At 68.8% G+C, this 14166-nt stretch carries 13 protein-coding genes; 2 read left to right on the top strand and 11 right to left on the bottom strand.

The window, feature by feature from the left end; genetic code table 11:
• Complete coding sequence (gene pcaF, locus E3U26_RS16770; RefSeq protein ID WP_499106095.1) at positions 1-1200, top strand: thiolase family protein; 1200 nt, start codon at positions 1-3, stop codon at positions 1198-1200.
• A 204-nt stretch (positions 1201-1404) separates the two neighbouring features.
• On the opposite strand, the gene E3U26_RS16765 is transcribed toward pcaF, so the two are convergent.
• The 4 genes from E3U26_RS16765 to E3U26_RS16750 all read right to left on the bottom strand — a co-directional run bounded on the left by E3U26_RS16765 (position 1405) and on the right by E3U26_RS16750 (position 7214).
• Positions 1405-2292 (bottom strand): formylglycine-generating enzyme family protein, encoded by an 888-nt coding sequence (locus E3U26_RS16765; protein ID WP_499106094.1) that lies wholly within the window; start codon positions 2290-2292, stop codon positions 1405-1407.
• A 59-nt stretch (positions 2293-2351) separates the two neighbouring features.
• Complete coding sequence (locus E3U26_RS16760) at positions 2352-4070, bottom strand: arylsulfatase (RefSeq protein WP_499106093.1); 1719 nt, start codon at positions 4068-4070, stop codon at positions 2352-2354.
• Between the two features lie 255 nt (positions 4071-4325).
• Entirely contained in the window at positions 4326-6083 is a 1758-nt protein-coding gene (locus E3U26_RS16755; protein ID WP_499106092.1) for an FAD-dependent oxidoreductase, read from the bottom strand.
• A gap of 57 nt (positions 6084-6140) precedes the next feature.
• Complete coding sequence (locus E3U26_RS16750; RefSeq protein ID WP_036754456.1) at positions 6141-7214, bottom strand: maleylacetate reductase; 1074 nt, start codon at positions 7212-7214, stop codon at positions 6141-6143.
• A gap of 93 nt (positions 7215-7307) precedes the next feature.
• On the opposite strand from E3U26_RS16750, the gene E3U26_RS16745 reads away from it, so the two are divergent.
• Positions 7308-8258 (top strand): LysR family transcriptional regulator, encoded by a 951-nt coding sequence (locus tag E3U26_RS16745; RefSeq protein ID WP_036754453.1) that lies wholly within the window; start codon positions 7308-7310, stop codon positions 8256-8258.
• Between the two features lie 4 nt (positions 8259-8262).
• Here E3U26_RS16745 and E3U26_RS16740 read toward each other — a convergent pair whose 3' ends face one another.
• From E3U26_RS16740 to E3U26_RS16710, 7 genes are read right to left on the bottom strand one after another with little or no spacing between them, the layout of a single operon-like run.
• Complete coding sequence (locus E3U26_RS16740) at positions 8263-8595, bottom strand: hypothetical protein (RefSeq protein WP_499106091.1); 333 nt, start codon at positions 8593-8595, stop codon at positions 8263-8265.
• Positions 8596-8602: 7 nt separating this feature from the next.
• Positions 8603-9439 (bottom strand): intradiol ring-cleavage dioxygenase, encoded by an 837-nt coding sequence (locus E3U26_RS16735; RefSeq protein ID WP_499106364.1) that lies wholly within the window; start codon positions 9437-9439, stop codon positions 8603-8605.
• 18 nt (positions 9440-9457) lie between these two features.
• Positions 9458-10498 (bottom strand): branched-chain amino acid ABC transporter permease, encoded by a 1041-nt coding sequence (locus E3U26_RS16730; protein WP_499106090.1) that lies wholly within the window; start codon positions 10496-10498, stop codon positions 9458-9460.
• 9 nt (positions 10499-10507) lie between these two features.
• On the bottom strand, positions 10508-11371 hold the full coding sequence (locus E3U26_RS16725) for a branched-chain amino acid ABC transporter permease (RefSeq protein WP_499106089.1): 864 nt from the start codon (positions 11369-11371) through the stop codon (positions 10508-10510).
• The gene (locus E3U26_RS16720; protein WP_072461230.1) at positions 11371-12084 is read right to left on the bottom strand and encodes an ABC transporter ATP-binding protein; all 714 of its coding nucleotides are present in this window, start codon (positions 12082-12084) and stop codon (positions 11371-11373) included. Before E3U26_RS16720 ends, E3U26_RS16725 begins: the two co-directional genes overlap by 1 nt.
• Positions 12081-12800: an ABC transporter ATP-binding protein gene (locus E3U26_RS16715; protein WP_499106362.1), complete on the bottom strand. Its 720-nt coding sequence runs from the start codon at positions 12798-12800 to the stop codon at positions 12081-12083. The genes E3U26_RS16720 and E3U26_RS16715 overlap by 4 nt, the downstream gene beginning before the upstream one ends.
• Positions 12800-14065, bottom strand: coding sequence for an ABC transporter substrate-binding protein (locus E3U26_RS16710; RefSeq protein WP_499106088.1), 1266 nt, complete (start codon positions 14063-14065; stop codon positions 12800-12802). Before E3U26_RS16710 ends, E3U26_RS16715 begins: the two co-directional genes overlap by 1 nt.
• Between the last annotated feature and the right edge of the window lie 101 nt (positions 14066-14166).

Raw genomic sequence — 14166 nt, 5'->3', positions numbered from 1 at the left:
ATGACCGAAGTCTTTATCTGCGATTACATCCGCACCCCCATCGGCCGTTTCGGCGGCGCGCTGGCCTCGGTCCGCGCCGACGACCTGGGCGCGGTGCCGCTGCGCGCGCTGATGGCGCGTCATGCGGGGCTCGACTGGCAGGCGGTCGACGACGTGGTCTATGGCTGCGCCAACCAGGCCGGCGAGGACAACCGCAACGTCGCCCGCATGTCCCTGCTGCTGGCGGGCCTTCCGCTCGAAGTGCCGGGCACCACCATCAACCGGCTTTGCGGCTCGGGCATGGACGCGGTGCTGGTTGCCGCGCGCCAGATCGCAGCGGGCGAGGCCGGGCTGATGATCGCCGGCGGCGTCGAGTCGATGTCCCGCGCGCCCTTCGTGCTGCCCAAGGCGGAAACCGCCTTCAGCCGCCATGCCGAGATCCACGACACCACCATCGGCTGGCGCTTCATCAACCCGGCGATGGACGCGGCTTACGGCACCGATTCCATGCCGCAGACCGGCCAGAATGTCGCCGATGATTTCGGCATCGACCGCGAGGCGCAGGACGCCATGGCGCTGGCCTCGCAAGCCAAGGCAGCGGCAGCCATCGCCAGCGGGCGGCTCGCGGCCGAGATCGCGCCGGTGACGATCCCGCAGCGCAAGGGCGCGCCGCTGGTGGTCGATACCGACGAGCACCCCCGCGCCACCACGGCCGAGGCGCTGGCCAAGCTGCGGCCATTGTTCCCGAACGGCTCGGTCACGGCGGGCAATGCCTCGGGGGTGAACGACGGGGCGGCGGCGCTGATCCTGGCCTCGGCGGCGGCGGCGCGCGCGCATGGGTTGACGCCCATCGCCCGCGTGTTAGGCGGGGCGACGGCGGGCGTGCCGCCGCGCATCATGGGCATCGGCCCGGCGCCGGCGTCGCAGAAGCTGATGGCGCGGCTGGGCCTGACCCCGGCCGATTTCGACGTGATCGAGCTGAACGAGGCCTTCGCCGCCCAGGGTCTCGCGACGCTGCGCCAGCTGGGCATTGCCGACGACGACCCGCGGGTGAACCCGAACGGCGGCGCCATCGCACTGGGGCATCCGCTGGGCATGTCCGGCGCCCGGATCACCGGCAGCGCGGCGCTGGAGCTGGCGCTGAAAGGCGGCAGGCGGTCGCTTTCGACCATGTGCATCGGCGTCGGCCAAGGCATCGCCATGGCGCTGGAGCGGGTCTAGGCCGCTGGCGGCGGCGGGGGCCTAACAGGCTGCTGAAAAAGTCCTTGCGACAGGACAGCGCGGGCGGGGAACCGGGAAATCCGCCTCAAATTTGCCGAAAGCACCCCATTTTCGGGCCGATATTAGCTGGATCCAGAACGATTTCCGCTGCGTCGCCCTCTCAAAATCCTTTTTCAGCAGCCTGCTAGTGCTTCCGCCGCGCGGCTAGAGCTGCCGGATGCAGCGAAAGCCCAGGTGCCCGGTGGTCATGTCCGTCTGCTGCGGATGGCGGGCGGCCGGGCGGTAGCGCTGGCAATAGTTCGGCGCGCAGAGATAGGAGCCGCCCTTGATGACCTTGGTCGCGGCGCCGCTGGCCTGCGGCTTGCGGCAGCAGCTGCGCGCGGGCTCGGCGCGGGGCGCGGCATAGTCGTCCAGCGTCCATTCCCAGACATTGCCGATCATGTCGAAAAGCCCGTAGCCATTGGCCGGGAAACTGCCGACCGGAGAGGTGCGGGCGAAGCCGTCCTCGAGGTCGTTGACGAAGGGAAAGGCGCCCTGCCAGGTGTTCGCCATGTGCCGGCCGTCCGGCGTCAGGCTGTCGCCCCAGGCATATTCCGCGCCCGCGAGGCCGCCGCGCGCGGCGCATTCCCATTCCGCCTCGGTCGGCAGCGCCTTGCCGGCCCATTCGGCATAGGCCAGCGCGTCGCTCAGCGCGACATGCACCACCGGGTGATCCCCAAGCCCCGCAAGGTCGCTGGCCGGGCCGGCCGGATGCTTCCAGCAGGCGCCGGGCACCAGCCGCCACCAGCTGGCCGGGCCTTTCGGCACCGTGCCGGGCAGCGGCGGGGTGAAGACCGCCGAGCAGGGCTCGACCATGCGGCCGGGGATCGAGGGGTGCGGCTGCGGCCGCTCGGCCTGGGTGACATGGCCGGTCGCGGCGACGAAGCGGGCGAATGCGGCATTGGTGATCGGGTGGCGGTCGATGAGGAAGGCCCCGACCTCGGCCGGGCGGACGGGCCGCTCCTCGGGATAGAAGCGGTCCGAGCCCATCAGGAAGCGGCCGCCCGGAATGGGCACCATGTCGCCGGGGTCGTGCTGGCGGGCCAGGGTCATGGCCGGTCCTTTCGATAAGGCCCAGGGACGGCGATGCCCCTGGGCCGGATTGCATGGCCTCAGCGGGCGCCGGCCAGATGCGGGCGCGGGAACAGGTATTCGGCCTCGTTGGAATAGACCATCTGCGGTGCCAGCCCCTCGTTCCAGTAGATGCCGAAGCGCTCCTGGCAATCCTGCCAGTCGGCCTTCAGCCCTGCCAGCCTTTCGGGCTGATCCGCCGCCAGGTCGCGATTCTCGGCCGGGTCGGCCTTGATGTCGAACAGCTCGAAATCGCCGGTGCCCCAGGGCTTGTTGCTATGCACCATCTTCCAGCCGTCCTTCCAGACCGAGACGCGGCCGAAAAGCTCGGTGCAGACCGGCTCGTCCTGCGGGCGGGCCGTCTCGGCCCGACCCTCCAGCCAGGGCCGCAGCGAATGGCCGGTCATCGGCGCCAGCGCGATGCCGTCGCGCTGCGCGGGCGGCGTGGCGCCGGCCAGGTCCAAGAGCGTGGGCGCGATGTCGGTGACATGCACGAACTGGTCCAGCCGCGCGCCATTCTTCCAGCCGGGATAGGAGATGAAGGCGGGCGAGCGGGTGCCGCCCTCGTAGGTATAGCCCTTGACCATGCGGAACGGTGTCTGGCTGACCGAGGCCCAGCTGGGACCATAGCCGAAATACGAGCCCTGCCTGCCCAGGTTCTCGAGCGAATTGTCGAAGGCGCGGTCGATCCATTCCCGGTTCAGCCCGCCCATGATGTTTTCGGGCAGCTGGCCCTCGGCGCCGTTGTCCGAGAAGAAGATGAAGATGGTGTCGTCGTATTCGCCCTTCTGCTTCAGGTGATCGACAAGGCGGCCGACGCTCTGGTCGATCTCGTGGATCATGGCGGCATAGACCTCCATCTTGCGGGCCTCGGTGGCGCGCTGCGCCTCGTCGAATTCGTTCCAATGCGGCCACAGGTCGGGGGCGGTGTTGGGCTGCACGTCCGGGCCGATCAGGCCCAGCTCGCGCATCCGCGCCAGCCGTGCGTCGCGGATCGCGTCATAGCCGGCGTCGTATTTGCCCTTGAACAGCGCGATGGATGCGTCTGGGGCCTGCAAGGGCCAATGTGGCGCTGTATAGGCCAGATAGCCGAAGAAGGGCGCGTCGTCGGCGGCCGAATCGATCTGCTCGATCAGCTGCGCGGTGAAGTAATCCGTCGAATAGGTGAAATCCTCGCCCAGCTCGATCGGCTGGTCGTCGACGGTATAGTTCGCCTTGGGCAGCGCCTCGATCATGCCGGTCTGGTCGAAATGATGCGCGCCGCCGTTCATCATGGCGAAGGAGCGCTGAAAGCCGCGGGCGTTCGGGCGCTGGCCCTCCTTGCCGCCCAGGTGCCATTTGCCCGAGATATAGGTGTGATAGCCGCTGTCGCGCAGCACCTCGGGAAAGCTGACGACCCGCTCGTTCAGATAGCCCTCGTAGCCGGGATGGCCGCGCTGCTCGTCAAGGATTTCCTCGGCCATGCTGCCCAGGCCCGCGACATGGTTGTCGGTGCCCGACATCAGCATGGACCGCGTCGGCGAGCAGGTCGGCGCGACGTGGAAATTGGTCAGCTGCACGCCGTCCCCGACCAGCGCATCCAGGTTCGGCGTCGGGATTTCGCCGCCGAAGGCGCCCATATCCGAATAGCCCATGTCGTCGACGACGATCAGCACGATGTTGGGGCGGGCGTCCTGTGCCAGCGCCGGATGGGCGATGGCCAGCGTCGCCACGCTCAGCGCAAGGCGCGGCAAGGTGGCCAGTCTTTTCGGCTTCGTCATGTTCTTCCTCCTCCTCCTGTTCGCGAAGGAACGACCCGGCGGGGCAGCGCCGCTGCTGCGGGCCTGTCTTTCCGGGTCTCCTCCCCCCTCGGCAGGGTTAGCAAAGGCGGGCGGGGCACAGCATGACATGATCGGCGGGTAATATGCCGCGATGTTATATCAGGCCCCGCGCGCCGTCCTGCGGCGCCCCTTGCCGGGGCGGGTTGCGGCATGCCGCCGGGCGCGTGCTTGCGGAACGCGCCCGGCGGCCGGGGCTCAGCGCGCCAGCACCTGGCGCAGCACGCGGGCCAGTTCCGCCTCGGGCTGCGCGACCAGGCCGGTCGCACGCCAGCAGACATGGTGGTCGGGGCGCACCAGCAGGCAGCCGTTGTCCTTGATTTCCGAGGCGCGGGCCCAGTCGCCGCTGTGGTCGACATAGGTCTGGCGCGGGCCGATGACATGGGCGACCAGGTCGATGCCCAGGTCGCGCGCCACCTTGCCGGCCGCCTCGGCCCAGGCTTCGCCGCCCAGCCCGGTCAGCAGGGTGAAGCGGCCATGGCCGCACAGGTCCAGGGTCGAGACCTCGGCCCCGTCGTCGTGGCGATACAGCCAGGCATGCGGCAGGCGGGCGCCCGGCCAGGTCGTCGGTTGGTAATGCAGCTGGGGGTCGAGCTGGAAGTCCGGCTCCAGCTGGTCGTCGGTCACGACGGCGTCCGAGCGATAGCGCTGGTTCATCTCGACGCCATGCGCGTCGAATTCGTATTTCTTGAAGGCGATGGCCTTGCGGATCGCCTCGCGCTGCAGCTCGGCCGCGGGCGTGCCGTCGGTGCGGGCCTGCAGGTTCTTCTGCATCTGCACCGGGTCCACCCCCTCGGCCATGCCGAGCGCGGCAAAGATCGGGCCGGTCTCGGTGATCGACTGGTTGGCGCGGGTCACGATCTGCCTGGCCACCGGCGCGCGCTCGGCGTCATAGCTGTCCAGCAGCCGCTCGCCCGCCTGGCCCTTCAGCACCAGGGCCAGTTTCCAGGCCAGGTTGAACGCATCCTGGATCGAGGTGTTCGAGCCCAGCCCGTTCGACGGCGGATGCCGGTGGATCGCGTCGCCCATGCAGAACACCCGCCCGTTCGAGGTCCGGGTGGCGTAGAAGTTGTTCACCGTCCAGGTGTTGGCGGACAAAAGCTCGATCTTCAGCTCGGGATCGCCGACCAGCTGGCGGGCGACTCCGGTGGCGAATTCCTCGGTCACTTCCGGCTCGGGACCGTTGATGTCATAGCCCCAGACGATCAGCCATTCGTTCCAGGGCCGCACCATGCGCACCAGCCCCATGCCGATGCCGCCGACATCGGCGCCGGGCTGCATCACCCAGTAAAGCACCGAGGGGCGGTGCGCGACGTATTTCGACAGGTCGGCCCGGAACAGGATGTTCATCGAGCCGCCCACGCCCATCCTGCCCTCGAAGGGCAGGCCGGCATGTTCGGCGACCAGCGACTTGCCGCCATCGGCGCCGACCAGGTATTTCGAGCGGATGGTGATCTCCTGCCCGGTCAGCCGGTCGCGGCAGGTGGTGGTGACGCCGGTCTCGTCCTGCACATGGCGCAGGTATTCGGTGGAAAGCCGCCCCTGCGTGCCGCGCGAACAGGCGGTCTTGAACAGCAGGGGCTCCATATAGGTCTGCGGCAGGTCGTTCATCCGGGTGGGCGAGGACATCAGGTGCTCGGCCTTGGACAGCGGGTGGTTGCCCCAGGCCTTCAGCCGGCCGATCTCTTCCCCCGCCAGGCTTTCGCAGAAGATGTTCTCGCCCATCAGTTCCTGATGGGTGGCGAACATATAGGCCTCGTCCTCGACGTCGCGGCCAAGGTCGCGCAGCACCTCCATGGTGCGCTGGTTGGTGATATGGGCGCGGGGCGTGTTGGCCAGCCAGCGATAGCGGTTCACCGCCATGTTGGCGATGCCGTAGCTGGACAGCAGCGCGGCGGTGGCCGAGCCGGCCGGGCCGGTGCCGATGATCAGCACATCGGTGGCGATATCAGTCATTCGGGGTCTCTCCTCCCAGAGGGTTTCGTCGAAACGGGTGGTCGCGCGGGCGGCGGCTCAGCGGCCCGGCGCCTCGCCCGCCCAGGCGGCGGCCAGCAGCCGGCGCAGGGCGTCGCGCTCGACCGGGCGCGGGTTCCAGTAGGGGTTGCGGGTGGCGATCTCGGCGGCGCGGTCCAGGTCCGCCTCCTTCAGGCCCAGGTCGCGCAGCGCCAGCGGCGCGCCGCTTTCGCGGGCGAAGCGGTGCAGCGCCTGGCCGGGATCGGCATCGCCGAAGATCTCGGCCACCGGCGCCAGCAGCTCGGGCACCGCCTGCGCGTTATAGGCGATGGCATGGGGCAGGATCACGGCATGGGTTTCGGCATGGGGCAGGTCGAAGCTGCCGCCCAGCGTGTGGCAAAGCTTGTGGTGCAGCGCCATGCCGACCTGGCCCAGCACCGAGCCGCAAAGCCAGGCGCCATAAAGCGTCTCGCCCCGCGCTGCCAGGTCGCCGGGCGCCGCGATGACGCGGGGCAGGGCGTCGCGAAAGGCGCGCAGCCCCTCGACCGCCATCAGCGAGGTCAGGGGCGAGCGGTCGCGGGCGTAAAGCCCCTCGGCGGCATGGGCCATGGCGTTGAGCGCGCTGGTCACGGTCATGGCCACCGGCAGGGTGGCGACCAGTTCGGCATCGTAGAGGATGACCTCGGGCTGCACGCGGCGGTCGGTGATGGTGGTCTTCAGCCCGTTTTCGGTCTGGCCCAGGATCGGCGTCGCCTCGCTGCCGGCATAGGTGGTGGGCACGACGATCTGCGGCAGGCCGGTGCGCAGCGCGATGGCCTTGCCGAGGCCGGTGGTCGAGCCGCCGCCCACCGCGACCAGCACGTCGGCGCCGATGCTGCGGGCATGTTCGGTCGCCTGTTCCGAGACCTCGACCGGGGTGTGCATGGTCGCGCCGGTGAACCGGCCGGCCGCGCGGTCGCCGCAAAGCGCGGCGAACTCGTCGGCCATCCCGGCCTGCTGCTGCGTCGTCAGGATCAGCGCGCGGCGGGCGCCGAGCGCGTCGATCTCGTCGGCGATGCTGTTGCGCAGGCCGCTGCCGAACCGCACGCGGACGGCCGGGCTTTGCGCGGTGAATTCCTCGCGGAAAAAGGACACTGGTTTTCCTCCCTCGATCCTGGTCCTGGGCAAGCTACACCGGCCAAAGACAGATATTGATCGGATGAACGGAACATAATATGATAATGAGTTATGAAAATTGACAGCGAACATCTGGAAATCCTGGCGGTGATCGTCGAGAAGGGCGGGCTGACCGAGGGGGCCGAGGCGCTTGGCAAGTCGCAGCCCTCGGTCTCGCGCAGCATGGCGCTGCTGGAAAAGCGCATCGGCATGCCGCTGTTCCAGCCCGGCCGCCGGCCGCTGCGCCCGACCGAGCTGGGGCTGAGCCTGGCGCGGTTCGGCGCCCGCATCCGTGCTGCCAACCAGGAGGCCAGCCTGCTGGTCCAGCGCTTCCGCAAGGGCCATGCCGGGCGGCTGCGGGTCGGCGGCTCGCCGATCTTCATGGACGGGGTGGTCTCGACCATGATCGCGGATTTCCAGATGCGCCACCCCGAGGTGCAGATCGACCAGTCCTATGGCTATGTCGATACGCTGGAGGCGTCCTTGCGCAATGGCGCGCTGGACATGGCGATCCTGCCCCTGCATCCCAGCCAGGTGCCGCCGGGGCTGAGCTTCACCCCGGTCCTGCCCAGCCGCAACGTGGTCGCTGCCCGCGCCGGCCATCCGCTGACCCGGCGCAAGGCCATCGCCCAGGCCGACCTGGCCCCCTATACCTGGATCGCGCCGCCGGCGAACAGCCCGCTTTACCGCGACCTGGAGCGGGCGCTGAAATCCATCGGGCAAGAGGATTTCAACGTCAGCTTCTCGGGCGGCACGCTGGCCTCGATCCAGTCGGTGATGGCGGGTTCCGACGCGCTGACCGTGCTGCCCTATTCGGTGGTGTTCCTGTCGCGCCGCAGCGTGCCGATGGAGGCGCTGCCGCTGCGCATCGACCACCCCGAGCGGCAGCTGGGCCTGCTGATGCCCGAGAACCGCCCCGGCCCGCCGGCCATGCGCCAGCTGATCGCCTTCCTGACCGAGGAATTCGCCCGGCTGACCGCGCGGATGGAACACGACCAGCAGGTGACGCGGAGGCGCGGCTGAGGGTCTATTTCAGCGCCAGATAGGTCTCGGGGTCCAGCATGCCCACCCGCACCGCGACATCGAGGCCGCTGGCCTGTTCCAGCATCTGCCGCATGGTCCCGGCGACGGCGCGGATCCGTTCCGGCGTGCGCCCGTTGCGCGGCAGGATCAGCAGCTCGGCATTCACCTGCGGCTGGTCGGGCAGGCCCACCACCGGCAGCGCGGCGATCTGGCAGGCGCTGGCCTCGACCGCCAGCCCGTCGCACAGCAGGTCGCGCAGGCGGGGCAGCGCGTCCTCGATGGCGTCGCGGCAGGCGGCGAGGCGGGTTTCGTCGATATAGATCTTGACGTTGGGCATGATCGGCTCAGGCAGGGACAAGGATGAAGTCGAAGGGCGAGCGCCAGAGGGTGTCGCCGTCGATACGCTGGAAGGGGGCGATCAGGGTCTCCTTGACGCCGAAGACGGTATCGTCGGCGATATAGTCGTCCTCGGCGACGAAGGTATGGGTGACGACGCGCTGATAGCCCGGCGCCGTCACCATGTAATGCATATGCGCCGGCCGATAGGGATGGCGGCCCAGCTTGCCCAGCATCTGCCCGACCGGCCCGTCGTCGGGGATCGGATAGCTGACCGGCTTGATGCCGATAAAGCTGTAGCGCCCGTCCGGCCCGGTGACGAAGCGGCCGCGATTGTTCCATTTCGGCTGGATGCCCGGCTGCTGCACGTCATAGAAGCCGTCGGCATTGTCGGACCAGACATCGACGGTCGCGCCCTCGACGGGATTGCCGTCCAGGTCCAGCACCCGGCCCTCGAACAGGCAGCTTTCGCCCTTGCCGTCCAGGCTGATGCATGCGCCCATCTCGCGGATCGGCGCGCCCTCGACATGGAAGGGGCCGAAGACGGTGTTTTCCGTCGCGCCCTCGGGGCGGCGGTTGTTGATCGCATCGACCAGCATGGAGAAGCCCAGCACGTCCGAGAGCAGGATGAACTCCTGCCGTTCGCCCGAGCAGATCTGGCCGGTGCGGGTCAGGAAGTCGATGCCGATCTCCCATTCCTCCTGGGTCAGGACGATTTCCTTGGCGAAGGCGTGCAGGTGCTTGACCAGGCAGGCCATCACCTGCCGCAGCCGCGGGTCGATGTCCTCGGCCATGCGGGCGTTCACCGCCTCGACCGAGCCTGCTTCGGTGAAATAGGACATGATGCTTTCCTTTCTTGAATCTCAGGGCCGGAGGGCCGGTGCAGGGTCGGGGGCGCGGTGGCCCAGCGGCAGAAGCTCCAGCCCGGTGCGCCCGGACAGGCTGCCCCAGATGCCGCGCCGGGCGAACAGCATGACCGCGATGCCGAACAGGCCCAGCACGATCAGATAGGCGCTGCCGTAATCCGACAGCAGCCGCTCCAGCGCATAGAACACCACCACGCCGACGATGGGGCCGGGCAGGGTGCCGATGCCGCCGATCACCACCACGAACAGCACGAAGGCGGTCCAGTCCAGCAGCGAGAAGGCCGCGTCCGGGGTGATGCGGGTGATCTGGATGAACAGCAGCCCGCCGCAAAGGCCGGTGCCGAAGGCGGTCAGCAGAAAGACCAGCGCCTTGAGCCGCACCGGATCGACGCCCACCGAACGCGCGGCCATGGCATTGTCGCGGATCGCCTGCAATCCCAGCCCCATGCGCGAGCGCAGGAAGGCCCAGGACATGCCCAGCGTCACCAGCACCAGCCCCAAGGCCAGCCAGTAAAGCACGATGTCGCTGGCCGCCGCGCTGGAGACGCCCAGCCATTCCTTGATCGGCCCGACGCCCAGCATGTCGCGCGTCGTGCCCTTGGGCAGCGAGGTGCCGGTGCCGCCGCCAAGCGCCTTCCACTGGCCCAGGCCCAGCCGGGCGATCTCGGCCGCGACCCAGGTGCCGATGGCGAAATAGGCGCCGTTCAGGCGAAAGACGAAACAGGCCACCGGCACGGCCAGCGCCATGGCGACCAGCCCACCCAGCAGCACGCCGGCCAGCGGGTCCAGCCCGAACAGGATGACGGCGGCGAACATGGCATAGGCGCCGATGCCGACGAAGGCCTGCTGCCCGACCGAGACCAGCCCGGCAAAGCCCGCCAGCATGTTCCAGTTCAGCGCCAGCACCAGCAGGCAGAGGATGCCGAACAGATCCTGCACCACGGCGCGCGGGCCGATCAGCGGCACCAGCGCCAGGGCGGCTGCGGCAAGGACGGCGAGCGCCAGGGGGCGATATGCGGGAAAGGTGGTTTTCATCATGGCGCCCTTTCAGTCGATGGCTCGGGGGAACAGCCCGCGCGGGCGGACCATCAGGATCAGCACGAAGGCGACATGCCCGGCCAGGATCTGCCATTCCGGGTTGACCGCCGCGCCCATGGTCTGGGCAAGGCCGATGATCACGCCTCCGGCCAGCGTGCCCCAGAGGCTGCCCAGCCCGCCGATGATCACCGCCTCGAAGGCATAGAGCAATCGCGCCGGCCCGATGGACGGGTCGAAATTCGCCCGCGTGCCCAGGTAGAGCGCGGCGATGGCGGCGACGACCAGGGCGATGCCGGTGGCCATGGCGAAGATGCGCTGCGGCCGGATGCCCATCAGCTGCGCCGTCACCGCATCGTCCGAGGTGGCGCGGAAGGCGCGTCCCAGCGCGGTGCGGTAGAACAGCAGGTTCAGCCCCAGGATGACCGCGACCGCCGTGGCCAGCGTCATCACCGGCATCACGCCCATATGCACCGGCCCGATGGCGACCGAGGCGGATTCGACCGGCCCCGCCGCCAGCTTGCGGCTGTCGGCGGTAAAGGCGGCAAGCAGCCCGTTCTGGATCACCACCGAAAGCCCGAAAGTGACCAGCAGCGGCGGCAGGATGTCCTCGCCCAGCACGCGATTCAGCAGGCGGGTCTGCAAGAGCCATCCCAGGCCGAACATCAGCGGCATGGCGATCAGCGCCGCGACAAAGGGGTTCATGCCCGTCACCGTGCCCAGGCCGAGGATCAGATAGGCGCCCAGCACGATCAGGTCGCCATGCGCCAGGTTCACCAGCCGCATGATGCCGAAGACCAGGCTGAGCCCGGCGGCGAAAAGCGCGTATAGCCCGCCCACCAGCAGGCCCTGCACGATTGTATCCAGCGAAAACATCAGTGGGTCGCTCCGAAATAGGCGTCGTGGATCGCGTCGCGCGACAGCTCGGCCGGCCGGCCGGACAGGGTGATGCGGCCCTCCATCATGCAATGCACGTAATCGGCCACCTTCAGCGCCTGGCTCACGTCCTGCTCGATCACCACGATCGAGGCGCCGCTGGCGCGGATCTCGGGGAAGGCGGCATAGATCTCGCGGATCACCACCGGGGCGAGGCCGAGGCTGAGTTCGTCGCACAGCAGCACGCGCGGGTTGGACATCAGCGCCCGGCCGATGGCGACCATCTGCTGCTGGCCGCCCGACAGCGCCGTGCCGGGATGGTCGCGCCGCTCGCGCAGGACGGGGAACAGGCGATAGACGCTTTCCAGGTTCCAGTGCCCCTGGATGCGGCGCGCATGGGCGCCGATCAGCAGGTTCTCCTCGACGCTGAGCGAGGGGAAGAGCCGCCGCCCCTCGGGAACCATGGCGATGCCGGCCATCAGGATGTCGGGCGCCGGGGTGCCGGTGATATCGCGCCCGTCCAGCCGGACGCGGCCGGCGCTGATGCGGGCGATGCCGGTGATCGCCCGCATCAGGGTGGTCTTGCCGGCGCCGTTGGCGCCGATGATGGCCACGACCTCGCCCTGCTCCAGCGCCACGTCGACGCCGAACAGCGCCTGGAAATCGCCGTAATGCGCGGTCAGGCCGGAAACCGACAGGATGGGTTCGCTCATACCTCGGCCCCCAGGTAGATCTCGCGCACCTCGGCCGAGTTCATCACTGTCCTGACGTCGCCGACCATCAGCAGCCGGCCGAAATTCAGCACGATCAGCCGGCCGACCACGCTGTTGAGCGCATGCAGCACATGCTCGATCCAGACGATGGCGGTGCCCTCGGCATGGATGGCGCGGATGGTGGCGACCAGCTCGACGCATTCGGCATCGGTCAGCCCGCCGGCAATCTCGTCGAGCAGCAGCACCCGCGGCCGCGTTGCCATGGCGCGCGCCAGCTCCAGCCGCTTGCGGCTGAGCAGCGGCAGGCCGCCGGCGGGACTGTCGGCCACGCCGGCCAGCCCGGTGCGGCGCAGGATGTCCATGCAGAACTCCGGCGCCTCGGCCGCCGCAAGCCCGCCGCCGAAGCGTGCCGCGACCAGCAGGTTTTCATAGACCGACAGGTGGCCGAAGGGCTGCGGGATCTGGAACGAACGGCCGATGCCCGCCGCGCAGCGCGCCATGACCGAATCACCGCTGACGTCGCGCCCGTCCAGCAGGATCTGCCCGGAATCCGGCCGCAGGTTGCCGGTGATCAGGTTGAACAGCGTCGATTTCCCGGCGCCGTTGGGGCCGATGATGCCAAGCGCCTCGCCGGGTTGCAGGTCGAAGCTGACATCGTCGGTGACTTTCAGCGCGCCGAAGCTTTTCGACACGGATTGCAGCGAAAGCAGCGCCATCACGCCAAGGTCCGAATGCTGTCGCCCAGCGGGATCTCGGGCGCCAGCGCGTTCTCGACGATCACCAGATCGAAGCCGCCGTCCTGCTTGCGGCGCCATTGCCCGCCGACCAGGGGCGTCTTGGCAACGTTCCTGCGGGCGAATTCGGGCACGTTCTGCTGCCCCCAGGCGACGCGGCCGACCACGGTTTGCAGGTCGGTGGCGGCGATGGATTCGGCCAGCGCATCGCCGTCGGTCGGGTCGTCCGTGCGGCGGATGGCGTCCGCGGCGACCTCGAACAGCGCATGGACGAAGCCGGCGGGCTGGGTCCATTGCCGCTTGGCCGCGGTTTCGAAATCGGCGGCCAGCTCGCCCGCGCTCTGCCCGGTCAGGGACGAGCGGAACGGGTGCTGCGGCGACCACCAGACCTCGCAGGTCAGGTTGTCGCCCAGCTCGCCAAGCGCGGCGATGCTTTCGGGAAACAGCAGCGCCTTGGCGACCGAGACCAGCTTGGGCCGGTAGCCCTGCTGGCGGGCCTGGGTCCAGAAGGTGGTGAAATCCGGCGGGATCGGGATGCCGACCAGGATCTCGGCCTGCGCCTGCTTGAAGGCGTTGATCTGGGCGCTGAAATCGTCGGTCAGGTTCTGGTAGCGGCCCGGATCGGTCAGCCGATAGCCGGCCTCGGCCAGCGCCGGCGGCATGCCCACGTCCGAGGACCAGGCATTGCCGTCGCTGTCGTTGGGCCAGAGCGCGCCGACCGATTTGTTGGTCTGAACGGCGTCCCACATGTTCATGAAGACGCGGACATTGTCCTCGAGCCCCCAGAAGAAGTGATAGACATAGTCGAATTCCTGCCAGCTTTCCGGGTCGGCCGGGTTGCCCTGCTGGCCGATGAACCAGGGCTGCCAGGGCGCCACGGTCGAGATCACCGGGATCTCCTCGGATTCCGCCACGCTGCACACCGGGTTGGTGGTCTCGGGGGTCGATGCCACCAGGATCAGGTTCACCTCGTCGCGGCTGATCAGTTCGCGCGCCACCTCGGCGGCGCGGTTGGGGTTGGACTGGCTGTCCTTGACGATGACCTCGACGTCCAGGCCAAGGCCGGGCGCGGCGGCCAGGAACTGCCTGACGGTGAAGGTGTCCGAGGCCGAAAAGGCCGAAAGCGGCCCGGTCTGCGGGCTGACATAGCCGATCCTGATCGCCTTGCGCTGCGCCAGCGCCGGGCGCCCCAGCCCCAGCCCCGCCAGCGCCGCGCCCGAGGCGATGAATGTCCGTCTGTTGAGCATTGCCTAACCTCCCATGATCCGCCGCATTCCGTCGCGGTGGCGCGGCCCTCCTCTGGCCGGCGCCTGCGGCAAGCGTCCTGAGGCAGCACTCTATCTTGGGG

Origin of the sequence: Paracoccus ferrooxidans, assembly GCF_029909815.1 — a bacterium.
Lineage (GTDB): Bacteria > Pseudomonadota > Alphaproteobacteria > Rhodobacterales > Rhodobacteraceae > Paracoccus > Paracoccus versutus.
This window is presented reverse-complemented; position numbering and strand designations above follow the sequence as displayed.

Coding starts and splice junctions, on each gene's coding strand:
- E3U26_RS16710 (WP_499106088.1), bottom strand. CDS start 14,065: ATGCTCAACAGACGGACATTCATCGCCTCGGGCGCGGCGCTGGCGGGG.
- E3U26_RS16765 (WP_499106094.1), bottom strand. CDS start 2,292: ATGACCCTGGCCCGCCAGCACGACCCCGGCGACATGGTGCCCATTCCG.
- E3U26_RS16760 (WP_499106093.1), bottom strand. CDS start 4,070: ATGACGAAGCCGAAAAGACTGGCCACCTTGCCGCGCCTTGCGCTGAGC.
- E3U26_RS16720 (WP_072461230.1), bottom strand. CDS start 12,084: ATGAGCGAACCCATCCTGTCGGTTTCCGGCCTGACCGCGCATTACGGC.
- E3U26_RS16745 (WP_036754453.1), top strand. CDS start 7,308: ATGAAAATTGACAGCGAACATCTGGAAATCCTGGCGGTGATCGTCGAG.
- E3U26_RS16740 (WP_499106091.1), bottom strand. CDS start 8,595: ATGCCCAACGTCAAGATCTATATCGACGAAACCCGCCTCGCCGCCTGC.
- E3U26_RS16715 (WP_499106362.1), bottom strand. CDS start 12,800: ATGGCGCTGCTTTCGCTGCAATCCGTGTCGAAAAGCTTCGGCGCGCTG.
- pcaF (WP_499106095.1), top strand. CDS start 1: ATGACCGAAGTCTTTATCTGCGATTACATCCGCACCCCCATCGGCCGT.
- E3U26_RS16725 (WP_499106089.1), bottom strand. CDS start 11,371: ATGTTTTCGCTGGATACAATCGTGCAGGGCCTGCTGGTGGGCGGGCTA.
- E3U26_RS16755 (WP_499106092.1), bottom strand. CDS start 6,083: ATGACTGATATCGCCACCGATGTGCTGATCATCGGCACCGGCCCGGCC.
- E3U26_RS16730 (WP_499106090.1), bottom strand. CDS start 10,498: ATGATGAAAACCACCTTTCCCGCATATCGCCCCCTGGCGCTCGCCGTC.